This is a genomic window from Chondrinema litorale (assembly GCF_026250525.1).
Taxonomy (GTDB): Bacteria; Bacteroidota; Bacteroidia; order Cytophagales; family Flammeovirgaceae; genus Chondrinema; species Chondrinema litorale.
Genome location: NZ_CP111050.1, coordinates 183,378 through 204,906 on the forward strand (window position 1 = coordinate 183,378; position 21,529 = coordinate 204,906).

17 protein-coding genes are annotated in these 21,529 nt (G+C 33.3%); 13 read left to right on the plus strand and 4 right to left on the minus strand.

The features are described 5' to 3' along the window. The first annotated feature begins 63 nt into the window (after positions 1-63). Both OQ292_RS30220 and OQ292_RS30225 read left to right on the plus strand, forming a co-directional pair. The gene (locus OQ292_RS30220; RefSeq protein WP_284687844.1) at positions 64-2,754 is read left to right on the plus strand and encodes a DEAD/DEAH box helicase family protein; all 2,691 of its coding nucleotides are present in this window, start codon (positions 64-66) and stop codon (positions 2,752-2,754) included. 129 nt (positions 2,755-2,883) lie between these two features. Further along, on the plus strand, positions 2,884-3,873 hold the full coding sequence (locus OQ292_RS30225; protein ID WP_284687845.1) for a polysaccharide deacetylase family protein: 990 nt from the start codon (positions 2,884-2,886) through the stop codon (positions 3,871-3,873). A gap of 78 nt (positions 3,874-3,951) precedes the next feature. Here the strand turns inward: OQ292_RS30225 and OQ292_RS30230 are convergent, their stop codons facing one another. Next, positions 3,952-7,365, minus strand: coding sequence for a sensor histidine kinase (locus OQ292_RS30230; protein WP_284687846.1), 3,414 nt, complete (start codon positions 7,363-7,365; stop codon positions 3,952-3,954). A gap of 463 nt (positions 7,366-7,828) precedes the next feature. On the opposite strand from OQ292_RS30230, the gene OQ292_RS30235 reads away from it, so the two are divergent. Together OQ292_RS30235 and OQ292_RS30240 are read left to right on the plus strand one after the other, a co-directional pair. Next, positions 7,829-8,023 (plus strand): hypothetical protein, encoded by a 195-nt coding sequence (locus OQ292_RS30235; protein WP_284687847.1) that lies wholly within the window; start codon positions 7,829-7,831, stop codon positions 8,021-8,023. Positions 8,024-8,148: 125 nt separating this feature from the next. Further along, positions 8,149-8,793: a GH3 domain-containing protein gene (locus OQ292_RS30240; RefSeq protein ID WP_284687848.1), complete on the plus strand. Its 645-nt coding sequence runs from the start codon at positions 8,149-8,151 to the stop codon at positions 8,791-8,793. A gap of 356 nt (positions 8,794-9,149) precedes the next feature. On the opposite strand, the gene OQ292_RS30245 is transcribed toward OQ292_RS30240, so the two are convergent. After that, the gene (locus tag OQ292_RS30245) at positions 9,150-11,543 is read right to left on the minus strand and encodes an ABC transporter permease (protein ID WP_284687849.1); all 2,394 of its coding nucleotides are present in this window, start codon (positions 11,541-11,543) and stop codon (positions 9,150-9,152) included. A 236-nt stretch (positions 11,544-11,779) separates the two neighbouring features. Here OQ292_RS30245 and OQ292_RS30250 point away from each other — a divergent pair, with 236 nt between their 5' ends. The 7 genes from OQ292_RS30250 to OQ292_RS30280 all read left to right on the plus strand — a co-directional run bounded on the left by OQ292_RS30250 (position 11,780) and on the right by OQ292_RS30280 (position 16,649). Beyond that, complete coding sequence (locus tag OQ292_RS30250; protein WP_284687850.1) at positions 11,780-12,334, plus strand: DUF3575 domain-containing protein; 555 nt, start codon at positions 11,780-11,782, stop codon at positions 12,332-12,334. Between the two features lie 224 nt (positions 12,335-12,558). Next, positions 12,559-13,017 carry a DinB family protein gene (locus OQ292_RS30255; protein ID WP_284687851.1) on the plus strand — a complete coding sequence of 153 codons (459 nt, stop codon included), beginning with the start codon at positions 12,559-12,561 and terminating at the stop codon, positions 13,015-13,017. 8 nt (positions 13,018-13,025) lie between these two features. Continuing rightward, complete coding sequence (locus OQ292_RS30260) at positions 13,026-13,613, plus strand: Crp/Fnr family transcriptional regulator (RefSeq protein ID WP_284687852.1); 588 nt, start codon at positions 13,026-13,028, stop codon at positions 13,611-13,613. A gap of 92 nt (positions 13,614-13,705) precedes the next feature. Continuing rightward, positions 13,706-14,080 (plus strand): hypothetical protein, encoded by a 375-nt coding sequence (locus OQ292_RS30265; protein WP_284687853.1) that lies wholly within the window; start codon positions 13,706-13,708, stop codon positions 14,078-14,080. A gap of 45 nt (positions 14,081-14,125) precedes the next feature. Continuing rightward, positions 14,126-14,848, plus strand: a complete 723-nt coding sequence (locus OQ292_RS30270) for a hypothetical protein (RefSeq protein ID WP_284687854.1) — start codon at positions 14,126-14,128, stop codon at positions 14,846-14,848. A 15-nt stretch (positions 14,849-14,863) separates the two neighbouring features. Then, complete coding sequence (locus tag OQ292_RS30275) at positions 14,864-15,427, plus strand: Crp/Fnr family transcriptional regulator (protein WP_284687855.1); 564 nt, start codon at positions 14,864-14,866, stop codon at positions 15,425-15,427. Positions 15,428-15,503: 76 nt separating this feature from the next. Next, complete coding sequence (locus OQ292_RS30280) at positions 15,504-16,649, plus strand: FAD-dependent monooxygenase (protein ID WP_284687856.1); 1,146 nt, start codon at positions 15,504-15,506, stop codon at positions 16,647-16,649. 61 nt (positions 16,650-16,710) lie between these two features. On the opposite strand, the gene OQ292_RS30285 is transcribed toward OQ292_RS30280, so the two are convergent. Together OQ292_RS30285 and OQ292_RS30290 are read right to left on the minus strand one after the other, a co-directional pair. Continuing rightward, positions 16,711-17,715 carry an aldo/keto reductase gene (locus OQ292_RS30285; RefSeq protein WP_284687857.1) on the minus strand — a complete coding sequence of 335 codons (1,005 nt, stop codon included), beginning with the start codon at positions 17,713-17,715 and terminating at the stop codon, positions 16,711-16,713. Positions 17,716-17,829: 114 nt separating this feature from the next. Continuing rightward, positions 17,830-18,741 carry a helix-turn-helix domain-containing protein gene (locus OQ292_RS30290; RefSeq protein WP_284687858.1) on the minus strand — a complete coding sequence of 304 codons (912 nt, stop codon included), beginning with the start codon at positions 18,739-18,741 and terminating at the stop codon, positions 17,830-17,832. Between the two features lie 117 nt (positions 18,742-18,858). Between OQ292_RS30290 and OQ292_RS30295 the strand changes: the two genes are divergently transcribed. Next, positions 18,859-19,761, plus strand: coding sequence for an IS1595 family transposase (locus OQ292_RS30295; protein ID WP_284687859.1), 903 nt, complete (start codon positions 18,859-18,861; stop codon positions 19,759-19,761). Between the two features lie 239 nt (positions 19,762-20,000). Next, the gene (locus OQ292_RS30300; RefSeq protein WP_284687860.1) at positions 20,001-21,287 is read left to right on the plus strand and encodes an aminotransferase class V-fold PLP-dependent enzyme; all 1,287 of its coding nucleotides are present in this window, start codon (positions 20,001-20,003) and stop codon (positions 21,285-21,287) included. The last annotated feature ends 242 nt before the right edge of the window (positions 21,288-21,529 follow it).

Here is a 21,529-nt window from a genome sequence, read left to right on the forward strand (position 1 = left end):
ACTTATTAAGTTTGTCTCCTTTTTCTATATTAGTACAAATATTATTTAAATAAAATCATCAGTTTGAAAGAATTTCCTGCAAATATTAATTTCAAATACAATTGGAGAAAATATCAGCAAAGGGTATTGCAGGAACTAGATGAACACCTAAAAGACAATCATTTACACATTGTTGCTCCTCCTGGCTCTGGCAAAACTGTGCTTGGTTTAGAAGTGATGTTGCGCATTAATAAGCCGAGCTTGGTATTGGCTCCTACTGTGGCCATCCGCAATCAATGGATTCAGCGATTTTGTGATTTATTCTTACAAGTAGATAGAAAACCCGACTGGATTTCTCGGGATATTAAAAATCCCAAATTTTTAACTGTATCAACTTACCAAGGTTTACATGCTGCCCTCAAAAATGAACAAAAGGAAATTGATGAAGAAACAAAACTTTTAGAGAATCCAACTCAATTAATCTCTGTACTTAAGGAGCAGCAAATTGGTACTATCGTAATAGATGAAGCGCATCACTTAAAAAATGCTTGGTGGCAATCGTTAGACGAAGTTAAAAGAGCTTTACAACCAACTATTGTTGGCTTAACTGCCACACCTCCATACGATGTTTCACATCAGGAATGGCAGCGCTATATCACATTGAATGGCCCTGTTGATACTGAGATATCTGTGCCTGAATTAGTTGCAGAAGGTGATTTATGTCCACATCAAGATTATGTATTTCTATCGAAACCAACAGAGATAGAAGAAAGAAAGATTGAGAAAATAAGGCGAAGCAGTATAGCTGTTTTTAATGATATAAAATACGATGGGGAGTTTATTAAAATCTTAAGTAATCACCCATATTTTGTTGAGCCAAAGGAGCACTTAGATGCGATCTACTCAAACCTTGAGTATTACTCTGCCATGCTCATTTATCTGAAGGCAGGAGGTATAGAGATTACAGAAGAGCATCTTGAATTAATTGATAATAAAAAAGTGAAAATACCTCAACTTACGTTTGAGTGGTTAGAAATTCTTTTAGCTTATTTCCTTTTTAAGGATGCAGAAAATACCAAGGAACATGAAGTGTTTCAAGAAGAATTAATCAAAACATTAAAAAGAGCACATGTCTTAGAAAATAAGACCATAAACTTTAGTACTTCTGAAAAAATTGATCAATACTTGGGTTCGAGTATTAGCAAATTGCAAGGTATTAACAACATTGTAGCCTTTGAATATCAGAACCTCGCATTAGACTTGCGTATGGTAATTTTAACGGATTACATCCGGAAAGAATTTTTAGTGAGCACCCCAGAAAACGAGCTTGAACTAAACAAAATTGGTGTTGTTTCTATTTTTGAATCTTTAAGGAGAAATAATAATAACAATGCAAAATTAGGGATTTTATCGGGTTCTTTGGTTATTATTCCTCAATCAGCACTGGCATTGTTTACCACAATTAGCAGTCTGTTTGGCATTACAGTAATTTCAACTTCTCCATTAGCTTACGATGGTAATTATCTCATCATCAATGCAACTGAGCAAATCAAACATGATGTAGTGAACATTACTACACAAGTTTTCCAAAAGGGTGGAATAGAGGTACTTATAGGTACAAAGTCTTTATTGGGCGAAGGTTGGGATGCACCTGCTATTAACTCTTTAATACTCGCAAGTTTTGTTGGTTCTTATGTGCTTTCTAATCAAATGAGAGGCAGAGCGATAAGAACAGATAGAAACAATCAGAATAAAACTGGCAACATTTGGCATTTGGTCTGTATCGATCCAACTGCAAAAAATGGTGGCGATGATCTTAAACTTTTAAAGAGAAGGTTTAAAGCATTTGTAGGGGTAAATCTAGATGAAGAAAGCGGTATCGAAAACGGAATTAATCGATTGAATTTACCTCAAAAGTTTGAAGATGAAACCAGAGAAAAACAGCTAAATCTGTTTAACAAATCGATGTTTCAAAATGCAGCTCAACGTGAGTTATTAAAAGCAAAATGGTCAAAATCGATTGAAAATGGAGTTAATTTAGTAGAAGAAATCAAAATTCCATCACCTCCAAATGTTCAATATCAACGAGTAAAATCTTTGCATTACAACAAAACCATTGGTTATATGGCTGGCTCTTTAGGTGTAGCGGCTTTTGGTTTTAGAGCCATATTTTCGTTTACAAAGGGTTTTTGGTTTATGGAATCTGCCGATGATTTTTGGCATTGGGCAATTTTGTTAGGTATTTCTGGTAGTATCGCACTTGGAGGAAAAAGCTTTAAAACTTTCAAGACCTATGTGAAATACAGAGACATTGCTAAAGATTTCCAAGGTATCGGGCAAGTAGTTTTAAACACACTCATAAAAATAGGAGTGATTCATACGCATAAATCGGAACTGGAATTGTTTGCAGAGGTACAAAAAGATGGCTCTGTATATTGTCATTTAGAAGGTGGTAGTAATTACGAAAGATCAGCATTTATAAATGCATTGCATGAAGTTGTAAGCGATATTGAAAATCCTAGATACCTGATTGTTAGAAAAAGCCAATTTTTAAATTTAATCTCCCAACGAGATTATCATGCTGTACCAGAGATCATTCATAAAAAAAAGCAACATGTTCAATTCTTTAAAAAACAATGGGAATTTTATGTAGGAAACTGTGAGATGATCTACACTAGAAATATTGAAGGTAGAAAATTACTTCTTAAATCTAAAGTAAAATCTCTTGCTTCTCAGTTCGAAGAAAAAGCAGCCAGAATCAATAAATGGCGCTAGCTAAACCCCAATTAATTTCAATAAAAAGTTTCTAAAAAAAATTTAATTCTCTGATAGTACATATTGCAAACTATGCAGTAATACTATTACAGTAGTATTAAATAATTGAGAATTAATAGTAATTTTCTTATGAAACTTTATTTAACACAGGTACTACTTTCAGGATTAATGCTTATGAGCATTTATTCATGTACCAATAAACAGAATACAGAAGAAACCATAGATACCCCCACAAATTGGGCTGAAAAACTGGGTTTCGAAAAGGGTAAAAAAGTGATTATGTTGCATGCAGATGATGTTGGTATGTGCGACGAAGCCAACAAAGCAGCATTTGAAATTTTGGAAGGTGATTATATCCAATCAGGTGCTGGAATGCCTCCATGTCCTAATTTTGAAGATTTTATCACTTGGGCAAAATCACATCCAAATGAAGACTTAGGCTTACATCTCACGCTTACTAGCGAATGGAAAACTTACCGATGGGCTTCTGTTACTGATACAGCAGAGGTTCCCGGATTAATTGATGATGAAGGTAAGATGTGGCACGAAGTACCAGATGTAGTAATTCACGCTTCTGGCGAAGAAGTAGAAAAGGAGATAAGAGCACAAATAGAAAAATCTATTGCATTGGGTTACAGACCAGACCATATTGATACACACATGGGTACATTATATGGCCATTACGATTATGTGAAAGCCTTTTTTAATGTGGCTGAAGAATATAAAATCCCTGCTAATGTAATTGATCTGTCTGATAGTGTAACAGCGGCCAAGTTTAAAGCGGTTGGCTATCCTATTGACGATAAAGTGATTGAATTGGCAAATAAATATAGCTTACCAAAACTGGACAACTTTACCAGTGTACCTACAGGCAAAACTTATGATGAAAAGATAGAAAACTTTAAAAAACTAATAAAATCTTTAAACCCAGGCATCACTGAAATTATATTTCATCCTTCAGTTTATACAGAAAACCTCAAAACTATTACCAACTCATGGCAACAGCGAGTGTGGGAATACGAAATGTTTTCTGATCCTGAGTTAATAAAGTTTTTTGAAGAAGAAGGCATTGTCTTTACCAATTGGAAAGACATGATGAGTCGCTTTGAAAAAATATGATGTTGTATTTTTTTCAAGCAAAATTATTCTGATTATACTTGATTTAAACCTACTGTTAATTTAACAGTAGGTTTTTTGTTATTCTGGCTTATCACTTCCAATATTTAATAAATTAGGTAAGGTAAGCGAGAAAGTAGTGCCTTTATTAAACTCCGATTCAAGCGATATTTTTCCACCTAGTTTATCAATTGCTTCTTTAACAATATAAAGCCCAATTCCCGAACCAACAGAGATTTCACTGGCTCTAAAAAACATTTCAAAAACTTTCTCTAGGTATTCTTCAGAAATGCCAATTCCATTGTCTTTAATCTCAATATTTGCCATGCTGTTTTTCACAACAACCTTTATCAATAAAAATGGATTTTCTTTCTTTGGGTTTTGATATTTGATAGCATTAGATAGTAAGTTTCTAAAAATAGTATTGATTCTAGAAGAATCGTTGTAAAACTGTTCTTCAAACTCATATTCTTTTATCACTTCGAGCTTAGCTGCATTTTGCATATACTGTAAATCTTCTAGCGTATTTGCAATAATGTGTGCAAAATCAATTTCTTCGACTTTTACCGCAACCCTAGAGTTACGAGAATAATCGAGTATATCTCTTACAAAACCGTCGAGTTTCCTAATACTAGTATCTGTCATTTGCAGATATTCTTTAAGCTTAATCGGATCAACTTCTATTTCCATTAGCTTTACAAGACCCATTACAGAAGATAAAGGCGCTCTTATATCGTGAGAAACTCTATAAACGAAATTGTCTAATTCTTGATTAGACTTTTTTAAATCGGCAGTTCTTGCTTCTACTTTTACTTCCAGATTTTCATTAATTTTTGATATTTCTTTATAAGACTCTTCTAGTTCTTCAGACTGAGCTTGTATTTCTTCGTTTTGTTCTTTTATCAAATAATTCATTTCTCTGAGGTTGGCTGTGCGCTCTTTTACTAAGGTTTCAAGCAATTTATTCTGAGACTTAATATTGCTAACTCTCACTTTATAAAAAGTATAAGCTAAGCAAAAAACTATTAACATATAAGAAACTTTCGCAAGAGTCGTATTCCACCAAGGAGGTAAAATTTTAATATACAGCATAGTGGCATTGTTATTCCAAATACCATCTTGATTGGCAGCTTTAACTTTAAAAGTGTAATCGCCCGGTGGCAAAGTTGTATAGGTAACGGTTCTTTTATAACCAGCATCTACCCAGTCGCTGTCGAAGCCTTCTAAAAAATATTTGTACTTTTTGTCTTGAGAACTAGTGTATAAAAGTCCTGTAAATTCCAGTGTAAAAACTTTTATATGGTGGTCTAATTCAATGCTAGTTATTAGATTATTATCTACTTGTGCAATCGATTCTTTATTTAACTTTTCATATTTTTTTAGTGGAATATTATTTAAATCTACTTTGTTAATGATAACAATGGGAGTATGTACATTTGGTTTGATTTCATTTGGATAAAATGCATTAAATCCACTATTCCCTCCAAAGAACAATTCGCCAGAATCAGATTTGTAAGATGAATTGTTAAAAAACTGTTTGCCCTGTAAGTTTTCGTGCTTGTTATAATGAAGGTAGTCAATTACTAAGTTATTGTTGGCTATATTTCTAAACTCAACGATACCATCATTTGAGCTCATCCATAAATTACCATCATTATCGCCTAAAATTGCATGATAGTTCACATTAGGCATTTCTTTGTTTTGACTATAGTTAATAATTTCTTGTGTGTCAGGATCAAACCTCAGTAAAATTTCATAATCCCAAACGATCCAAACATTGCCCTGTAAATCTTCCCAAAGTGTTGTAATTTCAAACCAATTATTGCTTAACCTAACATTGTATTCAGTAAAGCTTTTATCATTGCTATCAAATGAAGCTAAAATGTGAATGCCTGCAACCCAAAGTTTACCACTATTACCTAAACTCAATACATTCACTCTGCTAAAATCCGGAATATTTTTAAAACCTGTACTTTCAGAACTTACCTCTATAAACTTTTCAGAATTTTTCTTTTTAATTAGTAAGGTACCTTGAGAACCTGCCCAAAGGTTTTTGTCATTGTCTAAGCACAAAACTTTAATTCTATTCTTAGAGTCATAGACATTATTAGGAAAAGGAATATAGTGTTTAAAGCTATTTTTTGACGGATTATATTGGCTTACCCCCATATTATTATTGGCAGTCCACACATTGTTATATTGGTCTGTAATTATATGGTTTATATTATTAGAGATGGGTTTTACTCCATTGTTTTCTTTAAACTGAATTTCTGTGATGAGCTCAGTATTTCGCTCCAAATAATTTAAACCAGTAGTTGTGGCTATCCATAAATTGCCAAGCTTATCTTCTGCAAATGCATTTACACTTTCATCTTTTAAAAAAAACTCATTTGCAAAAGCCTTATAGTTATAATTAACAAAGCCATTTCTGAACAGACTAGAATAGTTTATTCCACCAGAGAAAGTTCCTAACCACATGCCATTGTGGCTATCCAAAAATGCACATTGAATAGAGTTTTGGCTCAGCTTAGCAAATGGATGACCTTCGTGTGCATATCTACTAAAAACCATTGAGGCTGTATCTAATAAATACAATCCAACAGAAGTACCAACCCAAAAATTACCATCATAACTTTCTGCAAATGCCCTTACTCTGTTGCTAGCTCTTAAATCTTCTTCAATTTTATAATTGGTGAAATTGTCTTCTTCTAGATTGTAAATGCTAATGCCTTCGTCGTGCGTACCAATCCAGATTTTGCCTAACTTATCTTCATAAATAATTTCTATTCTATTTTCACAAAGGGAGTTTATGTCTTCTGGGTTATGCTGATACCGTCTAAAAGTGCCTGTTTTTGGATTATAATGAGTTAAACCCATTGCTCCGGTTCGAGTATTATCCGTTCCCATCCAGAGATTATCATGCTTGTCTATTAATAGAGCTCTCAGTTCATTATTAATAATTGAGTTATCATTTTTAGGCTCATGTTGATGAAATTTTATCTCTTCCGTTTTTGGATTAAAGGCGGCTAAACCTTTTTCAGTTGTTAACCATAGCATGCCTTTACTGTCTTCTGCAATCTGAAAAGTTTTAGGTATCCTTTTAAAATGGATAAAATTCTTGTTTTCAAAATCGTATCTAGAAACAGTTTTTGAGGTAGCTACCCAAAGATTTTGCTTACTGTCTAAAAGTATGTCGTTAATTCTTTCTCCAAAAATGGAAGTACTGTCTTTGGCAATTTCTCTAAAAGTTTTAAAAGAATAGCCATCATACATATTAAGACCAAATTGAGTCCCAATCCAGATATATCCTAAATGATCTTGCTCAACACAAATTACCCTGCTGTGCGATAGCCCATCATCATTTGTAATTGCCCGAAAAGTATATTGATCTCGAGATATGATCTCATTTTGCGCATTTACTTCAAAAAAAAGGATGATAAGTGAAATTGAAATAAAGGCAAACTTTAATAAAATGTTCTCAACTACGTCAGACATACAAAACCTTTTATAGCCATTTCAACTAAATACCAAATTCAATTTTAAACGATTCTATAATATACCAAATAAAAATATATAATATATCGTGTTATACCAAAAGCTTAGTCTATTTTCAATCTAAAGACGAAATAGTAAAATTATTAATTGATATCGTCTATGTATTAAACGTGGATATCTTGTAAATTTTTAAAGTATGTAAGTTGTTATATAACTGCTGAACCGAAGTGTTTTCTATTATTTAAATTGATATTTTAGATTTATTATCATCAGTACTTAACATCAATAATTGGTATAAATAGCGATTTTCTCATTCTCTTCTTTCAACACTCTGTTGGCGAAAAGCACACTCATTTCCCAATTGATATTTCGCTCACAACTAACTGATTTTCAATAGTTAAAAATAACATTAATTTAATAATTCTTTCATAAGCTATTTTGAAAAATTATAGATTTTAGTGAAATGTTAACCTTTAATATAGGCGATTTAAGTGGAATAATGGCGAAAAAGTTTCCGCTTTGGTTTTTTAGATTTTATAAACCGGGAAAGAAAATTTCTTCTATAAAAGATTGGAATGCAAAAATAGATGCCATGGTAAATACTGCTCCAACTTGGGATGTGGGCATAATTTCACCATCTTCGCTCATGGTGGTGTAGCTATAAATCCTTATAAAAACAGTCTTACAAAATTATTTGGCAAAGAGGTAATCCTACTAGAAACTTATCTGGCATCTGAGGGATTTATCGCATACGAAAAAGGCGCGAAAACCCATAATATGTAATTGGTTACAGATAATGGAATTTACTTTGAGTTTATACCATTTAACGAAAGTAATTTTAGCGCAAAGAGAGAAATTTTAGATAATCCAACAGTGCTCTCTTTGCAAGAAGTTGAGGCAAATGTAGATTATGCTTTACTCATTTCTACCTGTGCAGGGGTATGGCGGTATTTAATTGGGGATGTAATCAGGTTTAATTCTGTAGAACTTGCCGAAATAGAAATTGTCAGTAGAACAAAACATTTTATCAGCCTGTGTGGAGAACATCTTTCGGTTGACAATATGAACCGTGCGATTACCAATACAGCAGCAGAGTTTGGTATTAATATTCCAGAGTTTACAGTAGTTGGAATACCTTATAATGGTTTGTTTGCTCACCAATGGTTTTTGGGTGTGGAGAATCACATAGAGCCAGGTTTAATCAAGCAATTTTTAGATAATCAGCTCAAAGAATTGAATGATGATTATCGTGTGGAAAGACAAGCCGCTTTAAAAGAGGTTTTTGTTGAAGTTTTGCCCATAAGCATATTTTATGAGTTTTTAAAAATGAAAGGCAAAGCAGGAGGGCAGCATAAATTTTCAAGAGTTTTGAGTAAAGAAATGTATAAGGAATGGAATAAATTTTTGACCAATAATATATCGAGATGAATAGAACTTTAAGATATTTTTAAATACTTAAATCAGCCATCCAATTCAGAAAAGCTTTCCCTAAATTTATTTCAATTAATTACATAGGTGAAAAATTTCAGCTTTGCTAAGGTTGAATTTTTTAGTGTTTATATATCATATTAAATGAATTGCAATCCGATACAAAAAGGAAACTCAAATCTTACTGGGGTTTGAGTTTTTGTTTTATCATAAGATAAAATAGCACTGTTAGAAAATGAGCTAATATATTTTAAGACAATAAATGTCACCGTTGTTTAACTCTATATTTTAATTTTTAATTACAACAAAAAGGGGCTCCAATTTGAAGCCCTCTTTTTTTATCAATTTGATTACAACTATTCATTTCTTAAACAATCTATCGGATTGCTAACTGACGCTTTAAAGCTTTGCCCGCTTACTGTTAAAATGGCTATAAGTGAGACAATTATTCCGGTTATTAAAAAATACCACCAAGAGATGGCTATTTTAAAGGCGAAACTTTCGAGCCAGACACTAAAAACATAATTGGCTAAAGGCACCGCGATGATATAAGCCAGTAAAACTAGCTTGATATAATCTTTAGAAAGCAGCATTAATATACTGCTCACAGAGGCTCCCATAACTTTGCGAATGCCGATTTCTTTTACTCTTTGCGCTGATGAAAATGCAGCCAAACCAAACATACCCATGCAAGCAATAAAGATTGCTAAACCAGATGCATAAAAACCAATGGTCAACCATTTTTGATCAGCCTCATATTGCTGTTTTACTACCTCATCCATAAACTCGTAGTCAAAAGGCAAATCAGGAGCAACTACCTTCCACTTTTCTGTAAGTTTGCTTAAGCCTTCATTTAGATTATTAGGAGCTAAACGAATGTATAAATCGCTGTAATAGGGTGTAGTACCCAATTGTATTATCAATGGAGCTATAGTCTGGTGTAATGACTCATAATGAAAATCTTCTACCACTCCGACAATTTCAGCTTTTAAAAACAAATCTGATAAATAGATACCTGCAGGGAAATCTATTACTGTTCCAATTGGATTTTTCAATCCAGCTTCAGTAACAAATTTTTCATTCACTATTACCATTTTATAACTTCTTACAGTATCATAAGAAGAAAGCATTCTACCTTTTTTGAGTTGAACCTGCAAAGTATTTAGTAGTTTGTGATCTATACTAAGAGCTTTGCCTTTGAGCTCTCGATTTTGAACCTCAAAATCAAATGCGTTAAATGAAATGCCATTTGCACTACTTATCTCATTCCAACTTCCAGAGACTGATTTAACTACAGACTCGTTGGATAGTTCATTTCTATATTTATCTAGTAGATTACCTGATCTATTATGGGGAACTTTCAGTTTTAGAACAAAATCCTCTTTAAAACCTAGGTTTTTAGAGAAAACAGCTTGCATCTGTTCATTCATCAAAAATGTGCTTATGATTAAAAATGAAGAGAGAATAAACTGAAAAGTAGCGAGTACAGCAATTAATTGCTTGTTGCCAAACAATTTAAATTTTTGCCTAAGATTAGTATCTGGCGAAAAGCTAGATAAAATTAATGCCGGATAACTTCCTGATAAGAAACCAGTAAGAATTATTAATCCACCAATGAGTATTAGAAATATTGGTTCTGAAAATATTTTGAATGAAAGTGCTTTACCTACAATATCGTTAAACACTCCAATAGAAAACGTCAGAAGCACAGCACTCAAAATAAAAGACAATATCGTCATTAAAAGAGATTCGCTCAAAAACTGTATAATCAACTGCTTTCTAGAAGCTCCCATCGTTTTGCGCATCCCTACTTCTTTAGTTCTACGAGATGACTGACTTATTGAAAGTGAGGTAAAATTAATACACGCAATTATAAGTATTAAAGCAGCTAAACTAGCCAAAATATAAACATAACTAAGCTTACTGGTTACAATAATCCTTTGGTTAACATCAGCAAAGTGAATCTCTAGAAGCGGCAATAATGAATATACTCTTTTCCGATTTTCATCAGGTAATCTCGAATCGACTAAATCAATTATTTTATTTTCTAATCCTGATATGTTTACTCCTTCATTCACTTCAATAAAAGTATTTGGGCCTAAAGACTGCCACGAACCTCCATTCTGAAAGGAATAATCAACTTTTTCTAAAAAACTGATTGGCAGAATAATATCGAATTGCAAACTAGAATTACCAGGTATATCTGCTAGAATTCCTGTTACGATAAAATCGTAATCTTGAGACCAGTCGTCTGACCTAATTCTGAGGGTTTTACCTATTGCTGGTTCTTCACCAAAATATTTAAGAGCAATCTTATGAGTTAGTAATATTTCCTGTGGATTTTGTAATAGATTTTCTTGACTTCCTTCTAGAAAAGGGTAATTAAACATGTCAAAAAATATAGGATCGACATAATTAATTTCTTCAGTAAAAGCCTCTGATCCAATCTGAATATTTGCTGTTTTTTCATAAAATCTTACTGCTTGCTTTACTTCAGGTAAACTTTCTTGAATGGCATTCGCGAGTGGAGGTGAGGTATAACTATACAATTTGTCTTTATAATGATAAGAGAGCTGATATATATTATTCTTTTTCTCATGAAACTGATCAAAAGTAAGCTCATCCCAAATATGCATGGTTAGTAGCAAGCATCCTGTAATACCAAGTGCTAAACCAAATACATTGATAAAGGTGAAGAGTTTGTTTTTAACTAATCCTCTAAGGGTAATCTTTAAGTAATTTCTAAGCATAGTTATATTAATTCACTATGCTATTCTAATAAAAAATAAGTCAGTTCATAAATGATATGCAGCAAAGTGCTCAGATTATGCAGTAAAATGAGCCATATTCAAATAGTTTACCTTTCCATCTAATTATAAATTCAAGATTTGCAAAGTTAAAAAAGCATAAAATATTGGTATTTTTTTGATCTGGGCTTAAGAATTTACATATTTATATTATACCATAAAAGTGTTAGGTTAATACAATGAAGATTCTACTAACTATTATTATTTGTGCAATTTCTCTGATCGCAAATGCACAAGAATCGAGTGTTGAAAAAGCAACATTAGGAGTACAAGCTGGCTTGCTTGGAATTTGGGTTAACGGTGAAAGCAAATTAGCTGAGCAATTTACTCTTAGAACAGAGGTGGGAGTAATGTTCGACTCATTTGGGTTTACATCAAACTCTGATATTTATACCATAACACCAGAGTTAACTCTAGAACCAAGGTGGTACTATAATATTGAGAAAAGAGCTTTGAGTGGTAAACCCACCTCAAAGAATAGTGCTAACTATTTTTCTATTGAGACCAGTTACCATCCTTATTGGTTTATGATTACAGATGGAGATCATAATTACAAAAGAGAAGAGAAAACCAATGTAACCATAGTACCAACTTGGGGAATTCGTAGAAGTATTAGTGAAAATTTCAATTTTGAAGCTGGAATAGGTATTGGATACAAACATTATACGGGCTTAGGAAACGATTCGAATCTTGCCACCAATATTCATTTAAGAATTGGATATATCTTAAAATAGTTGGAACCTAACCAATTATATTAAAAAATCTACATATACATCTTTTTACATATGATTGTGCTTTTTTATCATCGTAATTTCCATATTTAGATTAATTATAATTACTTCAACAAAAGTAAAATAATATTTTGTAGGTATATTTTGGTAAAGAAATGGCTTATATTTATTTAGCGATTTTTAGCATAGAAAGGCAGTTTTTTTACTAACAACCAAATTCCTTCAAGTTGGAAGAGCAATACGAGCTGATTAAGCAGTCAAGAAACATACTACTAGAATATTGTATGACCATATTCCCGGATGATTTAACCATGGAGAGCAGTTCATTCGGCCGCGGAAGCATTAGAAACTTACTAGTACATGTGGCAAATGTGTACGAATTCTGGATTGGAAAACACGGACTTAAAAAAGATATAAAATTTACATTATACGATTCTATTGACAGTATTCATGAAATTAAGCGTCTTTTTAGCACAGTAGACCAACTCACACAAGAGTATTTTGACTATGTAAATTCAAATCCTGGAATAGAAATTATCTACGATATTAATGGGATAAAGAAAAAAACAAATCCTATTACTATTTTTACGCATGTGATTACACATGAATTCCACCACAAAGGCCAAATTCTATCTTTAAGTAGGCAATTGGGCTATAAACCGGTGGATACAGATATTATCAGATAATTTCTATAATGTATTACGCAAAGTTAAAGGAAGCGCTCAATCAAATTGCTCCGGTTGAAGAATGTGCATGGAATGATCTTGAGCAATTTTTATCTACAAAAACGGTGAGAAAAGGAGAGCTTCTTTGGAAAACTGGTGACATATGCCGCCAATTGGTTTTTGTAAATAAGGGATTAATTAGAAGCTTTTCTTTAATTAAAGAGAAGGAGAATACACATCATTTCTATTTTGAAAATAGTCTTTTTTACGACGATTACAGTTTTATTTCTCATAAAAAATGCACAAAAAATTATGAGGCTGTAGAAACTACAGATTTATCTATAGTGCCAAGAGGTGCTTTGTATTTACTCTTCGACAAGTATAAATCTTTTGAGCGAATTGGCAGATTGGCTGTTGAGCAGATACATGTAAAACTGATAGAAAACTATGAGAGGATTAACCTATATACAGCAGAAGAAAACTATCTCCATTTAATAGATGCTTATCCCGAAATATTGCAGCGTGTTCCACTAAAATACATTGCTTCTTATTTAAATATTTCAGCGGAACATTTAAGTAGAATAAGAAAGACTGTCTCTAAAAATGATGGAAATTGATATACATCAATTAAGTAGTAGTATTAATTAATCTATGTCAAGCATAAGGTGTGGAACAAGCAGCAATTTTGCTGAACACAAAATCTTATGTTATGACACAGAAAACATTTTTAACCATTGCCTCATTTATTGCTTGTACAGTTGGTCTAGTAGCCACTCTTTTTCCGGCAATGTTATTAGCCAGTAAGGGCACCTCACCAAACGAAGCAACAGATGTTTGGATGACCGAAGTTGGCATTCTTTTATTGGCTTTGGGAATTACAAATTTTATGGTAAGAGCTCATGAAAAATCTGATACACTCAAAGCTTTGTTTTTAGGAAACATCATCATTCAAATCGGATTATTTTTGATTGAGTTCATCGCTTACCAAAATGGAATTATCACATTATTATCTGGAGTTGCCCCAAATCTCACTTTACATATTCTATTAGCTATTGGCTTTTACTATTATCTTAGAAAAATGTGATTTTGATTTAATTTAGCATAATATTCACATTTTTAACTACGCTAAATGAAACCAATTTCAATCGTCTTTCTACTAATAATAATTGCTTGTTCTAGCAAAAAAGAGAATACAAAAGAAATAGTTACTCAGAAAGAAACCATTCAAGACTCTTCGATTTCAACATCTACACCTGAAACAGTAGGAGATGTAAAAGAAAAGAAAGAGTGGATTCTAACTAAAGCTGATTTAGAATTAATAAAGTCAGAATCTGTTGAAAGAACTGATTCTTTAAGAATACCAGAATCAAATGAGCACTTATCAGAAATTCCTGTAGATTTTCTTGAAAGAAACATTTTTAATTTGCCTATTGCACATGGTTTCAAAGATGATTTAGGAAAAGACCATCCTATGTTTTACCATTTTAATGAGTTTAAAGAATATGATGATTTCTACTACTTTTCAATCATATATACTGATGAATCTTGCTGCTTATTAAATTATGGAATTACTGTATCAAAGAAGAATTTACAAATTCTAAATGTTGCATTTATAGGACTAAATGGTGGAGATGGAGGTTGGGAAGAAAATGATAAAGGATATTGGTCAACAGATTCTACATTGGAACTTATACAGGCCAGCTACTACGATCAAGATGATATGAATGATACAATCTCATTTATATCTAGAGAAATTGATACTGTTTGGGTAAAAGTTTCTCTAAATTCATCAGGGAAGTTTAAAGTAACACGAGTTGATAGTGTACATATAGACACAGTACTTTATTATTAAATAATTGTGTAATCTATGAAAATGCTAGAAACCTTGTCTCTATTAAGCTCTTTATCTAAAGAATCTCAAGAGCAACTCGTTGATTTAATTACTGAGCATCAATACTCCAAAGGACATGTTTTGCTCAACTTGTGGCAAATTGATAGGGAAGTGCATTTTATTGTAAAAGGTTCTGGCAGGGTTTATTATTTGCGAAATGGGCAAGATATAACCGATTACATTGCTATGGATGGACAAATTTTGGGTGGTGTAGAAAGCTTGTTCACACAAACTCCATCGAACAAAGCGATGGAATTAACTGAAGATTCAATAGTGCAATCTTTAAACTATCAGGCTTTTTTAAAGCTGTGCAAAAAATATCGAGACTTAGAAACGCTTAGAGCAGAAATAGCCATTTTTGCTTTTCTCGAATGCCAAAAACGTATTGAATCAATCCGATTTTTAAGTGCCAGTGAGCGCTACCAAGAACTAGAAAAGAAATATCCTGGAATTTCAAACAGAATTCCTCTAAAACATCTAGCCAGTTATTTGGGTACTACGCAAGTAAGTTTGAGTAGAATCAGAAGTGGTATTCAATAATTAAAATTTAACATATGTAAAAAATTCTGAGCTTTGCTTGTATTTCTTTTGTGCTGTCTTCAAATTAAATCGCATTATGAACACAGATATAAAAGAAACATTTGTAATTCTAGGTGGTGGAATCGCTGGTTTAAGTACAGCAATCGCACTAAAAAGAATAGGCATTGTTGCCAAGGTGTATGAAGCCGCGCCACAATTTAAACCTGTGGGTGCCGGAATTATTCTGGCTATAAATGCCATGAAAGCCTACAAACATATTGGTTTGTATAATGAAATTGCCCAAGCGGGTAATCCATTAAGTACCATCAGTATTCTTTCTCAAAATGGTAAAGTGATCACCCAAACAAATGTGGATAATCAGGCATTTCCGAATGTGGCTATACACCGGGCAAAATTGCATGAGATTTTGTTTAGCCAACTCGATGAAAATCAAATCATTAACAATAAGAAATCTAAGGATGTTGAGATTTTGCCAGATGCTTATAAAATCTCCTTTGAAGATGGTTCAACGATAGTTGCAGAAAATGTAATCGTAGCAGAAGGAATCCATTCTACTATTAGGCAAAAGCTGATCCCTAAAGCAGAAAAGCGCTATGCGGGTTACACATGTTGGAGAGGAATAGCAGAAAATTCTACCTTAAAACTCACTGAAACAACTGAGACTTGGGGTAAAAATGGCAGGTTTGGCATTACTCCAATTAATGATAATCAAGTGTATTGGTTTGCAGTGATGGATGCCGTAGAAAACAGTGATTGGGCTAAAAATTTCTCGTTATCTGATATTAAAAAGAACTTTAAAGATTATCACGAAGAGATAACTCAAGTTTTAGAACAAGGGCAAATAGGAGAGATTATCCAAAACGATTTACACGATTTAAAACCAATAAAAACGTATGCTTTTGATGAGTTAGTTTTAATTGGTGATGCTGCGCATGCTACTACACCAAACATGGGGCAAGGTGCCTGCCAAGCAATTGAAGATGCAGTAGTTTTGGCCGAATGTTTAAAAGTAAACTCTTCGGTAAAAGAGGCATTCAAAAGATTTGAAGCTAAAAGAGTTAAAAGAACCCATTTCATTGTTAACCAATCATGGACGATGGGGAAAGTAGCTCATTGGCAAAACCCAATAGCAACAAGTTTGAGAGATACTCTACTTAGAATAATTCCTGAAAAAATCGCGCAACAGCAAATACAAAAGATTTATGATTTTAAATTGAGCTAAAAAAACCGGTCTGATTTTCAGACCGGGTTAATTCATCCAGCTTTTCTAGCCGTGCAATTGATTAATTATTCACTAATTTCATTGCGCCTTCAGAGTATCTGTCTCCTAATACTTTGATATTGTCTGATAGCGTAGTAATTTCTTTGAGTTCTTGTGCACTAAGTTCAATATCTACAGATGCAGCATTTTCATCTAAATACTTGATTTTCTTCGTACCCGGAATCGGGATAATATCTTCGCCTTGTGCAAGTAACCATGCTAAAGCCAACTGAGCAGCAGTAGTAGATTTTTTAGTAGCAATTTCTTCTAGTTTATCAACCAGTTTTTTGTTTTCGAGAAATGCTTCTTCTTGAAAACGCGGCAAACCTCTACGGAAATCATCATCACCTTTAGGTGCTTCTTTAATGGTTCCAGTGAGCATACCTCTACCAAGTGGACTATAAGGAATAAATGTAATGCCCAATTCGCGACAAGTTGGCAAAATCTCAGCTTCTACATCTCTTGTAAATAATGAGTATTCACTCTGTAATGCTGTAATTTGATGTACTGCGTTGGCTTTTCTTAAAGAGCTTGGTGAAGCTTCTGAAAGTCCCAAATAACGAACTTTGCCTTCTTTTACTAATTCTGCCATCGCACCAACAGTTTCTTCTATAGGAACATTTGGGTCTACTCGGTGGCTATAATATAAATCAATCGTATCGATTCCTAAACGCTTCAAACTTGCTTCACAAGCCTGTTTTACATATTCTGGTCTGCTATCAAAATAAGTTTTGTAGGTTTTCATGTCTTTCGGATCGAAAGCATCATCTACCCTAAAGCCAAATTTTGTAGCGAGAAAAACCTTGTCTCTATTCTTTTGAACTACTTTACCTACCAACTCTTCATTATGGCCAATGCCATACATATCGGCAGTATCCCAAAAGTTTAATCCAATTTCTAATGCATGCTCTAATGTTTCAGTGGAGTGTTTATCGTCTCTGGGGCCATAAGCAAAGCTCATTCCCATACAACCCAAGCCAATGGCCGAAAGTTGCTCTTCGGTATTTACCAATTTCCTGTATTTCATATTACAATTTGGTTAGTGATTCAATATGCCAAAGGTACTTGCAAGTTGAACTGAAGTAGTAGAGTATTTCAAACCAAAAATTGTAAAATTCAAACAGTTTTAATTTATATTGTTTTAATTTCTGAATGTCTTAGGCGTAATGCTGGTTTGCTTTTTAAAGAAGTTATTGAAATAGGAGGGATCATCAAAACCCAAACAATAAGCCACATCAGCGATATTCCAATCTGTATGGTTTAGAATCGCTTTTGCCTCTTGAATGATTTTACTAGTAATGTGCTCTGTGGTCGTTCTGCCAGTTATTTTTTTTACAGCTCTGTTTAAATGATTGGTATGTACGGAAAGCCTGTCGGCAAAGTCGTTGGCACTTTTTAGCTGTAAGGTATATTCTAAAGAAACAGGAAATTGCCTTTCTAATAATTCAAGAAACATGGAGGTAATTCTTGAAGCCGCATTTTTGTGTTTTAGGTAAGAATCTGCCGGTTCCATTTTTAATGCTTCGTGGATTATCAGGTTCATGTAACTTCTTATCAGATCATATTTATACCTATAACCTGTTTCCATCTCAGCCATCATATCTTCATAGATTTTGCTCACTTTTTGTGTTTGTTCATCATCTATAAAGTACACTGGATTTCCTCCAACCTTAAACAATGGATATTGCAAAATACTGTCACTCTGATGATTAGAAGTTACAAAATCCTCTGTAAATAGACAGAAATAACCCGATTGTTCAGTGGAAGTTGCTTCCCACGAATATGGAACATTTGGATTAGAAAACAGTAAAATATTTCTATCAATTTTGAGCCATTTATCTGCATAATACAGCATACCTTTACCGATTACAAGCGAAATTTTATAAAAGTCTCTTCGGTTATAAGGCGTATAATTTTTACAAGCAATTTCATTTCGCTTATACACATTAAAATGCCCCCATTCTTTATTGGCTTGAGGCTCCGTTTCTACACCAACATCTCTTAAAGAAACTCTTTTATAAAACTCATTTATCGTTTCGCTTTTCTGTATCATACCTTAATAGTTTAAGAATCTTTAAAATTAAAAAATAGGGTTACCCATTTAAATCTCAAGGTTGTAAAACCCATACGATCTACAGGATTATCTTAGCTTAAAATAAGCATATATAAGATGAAAATAGATAAAGGATTAACAGAAAAAGCATTTAAAAAAAGGTTTGGGACAAAAGAACAGTGTTTAGCGTATTTACATGATCAGAAATGGAGTGATGGATACCATTGTCGAAAATGTAGGCATACTACTTTTTGTAAAGGCAAACAAGATTTTAGTAAACGATGCACAGCTTGTGGTTATGATGAATCTGCCACAGCTCATACCCTATTCCATAAGTTAAAATTCGGTATAGACACAGCCTTTGCCATGGTTTATGAGATAGTTACCAATAAAAAAGGTGCTAATAGTATTCATTTAGCCCAACGTTTTGGTGTTAGACAAACAACAGCCTGGTTATTTAGACGTAAGGTGCAACAGGCTATGAGCAGTAGCAAAAAGTTTCCCTTAGTGGATCAGGTGCATGTAGATGAGTTTGAGATAGGTACTCCCCAAGAAGGAGAACAAGGTCGCAGCCATTCATACAAAAAAGTAAGAGTAGTGATTGCCATTGAATATAGAGAAGGCAATGCAGGTAGAGGGTATGCTCAACCCATAAAAGACTATAGTGCTAAGAGCTTAAATCCTATATTCAAAGATCATATAAGTAAAAAAGCAGCCATAGTTACAGATGGATGGAGTGGATATAAACCTATCAAAAAGTTATACAAAAACATGCGTTCACAGTTATCAAACAAGGGTGAAAACTTCACCATGTTACACCTGCAAATTAGGAATTTGAAAAATTGGTTGAGAGGCACACATTCCTATTGCGATAAAAGGTTGTTGAATGATTACCTAAACGAATATTTCTTTAGATTTAACCGAAGGAATTTTAGAGAAACCATTCTGGATAAATTACTTGAAAGAATGGTAGAAGCTAAATCTAAAACTTACAGTCAAATTATTTGTGCTGCGACTTAGATGGGTAACCCTATTAAAAAATTCAAACCAAAATAGTATCGGCATTTCCTAGAATCCGAAACTATAGTTTCAGATTCTTCCAAGATATTGCCATATACAGCTATATTATGCTTTTCAAGTTCATCACCTAAGAGAGAATTTTAATAAATTTACTAAACATAAAAATAGGCCAAAACCAATAAGCCATAGTAATACTATCAGATCATCACTTCGTCGAAATCAACATACCAATTGAAAAAATGAAAAGAAGAACGCTACTGAAACAAATTACTACAGGTGCTATGGCTTTGCCTTTAATGGGAGCCCGAGATTTTGAAAAACTTACTTCCAAAACTAAAAACTGGAAAGGGCAATTCAACCTTGACAAAGTGAAAGATGAAACCTTTTGGAAAGAGTTTAAAAAAGATCATTACGATATATCAGACGAATTTATCAATCTGGAAAATGGGCAATTTGGCGTGCAGCCTAAAATGGTGGTAGATGCCTACTGCGAATTTATTAAAAAAGTAAACAGAGAAAACTCAGGTTATACCCGAAATCATTTTTACAAAGAAGACTACAAACCCATTATGGAAACTTTGGCTGAGTTTTCTGGAACTGGAGCTGATGAAATATTAATTACCCGAAATGCTACCGAAGCGCTTAACATTTTAATTCAAGGGATTTCTTTAAAAGCTGGCGATGAAGTAATTCTGCACATGCAAGATTACCCAAGTATGATTGAAGCATTTCAAATGCTTGAGAAAACAAAAGGCATTAAGATTAATAAAATTGAGATTCCATTTATACCTGAGAGCGATGCCGAGATTGTAAAATTATACGAAGATGCCATTACAGATAAAACAAAGTGCATACTTGTAACCCACATGATCCACCTAACCGGGCAAGTAATGCCCGTAAAAGCTATCTCCGATATGGCTAAGAAAAAGGGAATTGATGTAATGGTTGATGCAGCCCATAGCTTTGCCCATCTCGATTTTAAAATTCCTGATTTAGGCTGCGATTTCGTGGGTGTAAACCTCCACAAATGGTTTAGTACTCCACTTGGTATGGGAATGCTTTACGTAAAAAAAGACAGAATAAAAGATTTGAGCCCCATGTTTGGAGACAACACCAAATCAGAAGACAGTATTTATAAACTTGGGCATTTTGGTACAATCTCAGCACCCACTTACCTTACTGTGCCCATTGCTGCTGAGTTTAATAATATGATTACACTACCAGTAAAAGAAGCTCGATTGAGATATTTACAAAACTACTGGTCTAAAGAGATCGAAAGCATGCCCAATGCACAAATGCTCACACCAACAGCTCCTGAAAGAAGCTGTGCCATTGCCACTTTTAAATTGAATAATATGGATGTAAACAAAACCATAAATAGGCTTTATAAAGACTTTGGTGTGTTTACAGTAAGAAGAGATTTACCCGGTGGAGATGCCGGCATTAGGGTAACACCAAACCTTTATATTGGTACAAATGACATTGAAAAATTACTCGAAGGAGTTAACCAGATTAGCAAAGCTTAATTCAAAAAATTAAAGTCTCGTAAAATTTAATACGAGACTTTTCCTCTCTAATTTCCTGTTGAGATGAAAAAATATGTGTAAAAAATACAGTTTTTTTTCAAATTGTATTTATCCGAGACTTACAGCTCTCAAAACGACTTAGAACTAGTTTTTGCATTAAAATTACGAAGAAGTCTCTAGCAGTATTTTCCCATTCTTTAAAAGAATTAGTTTCTAATTAAGACCAAAAATTTAAATTTATC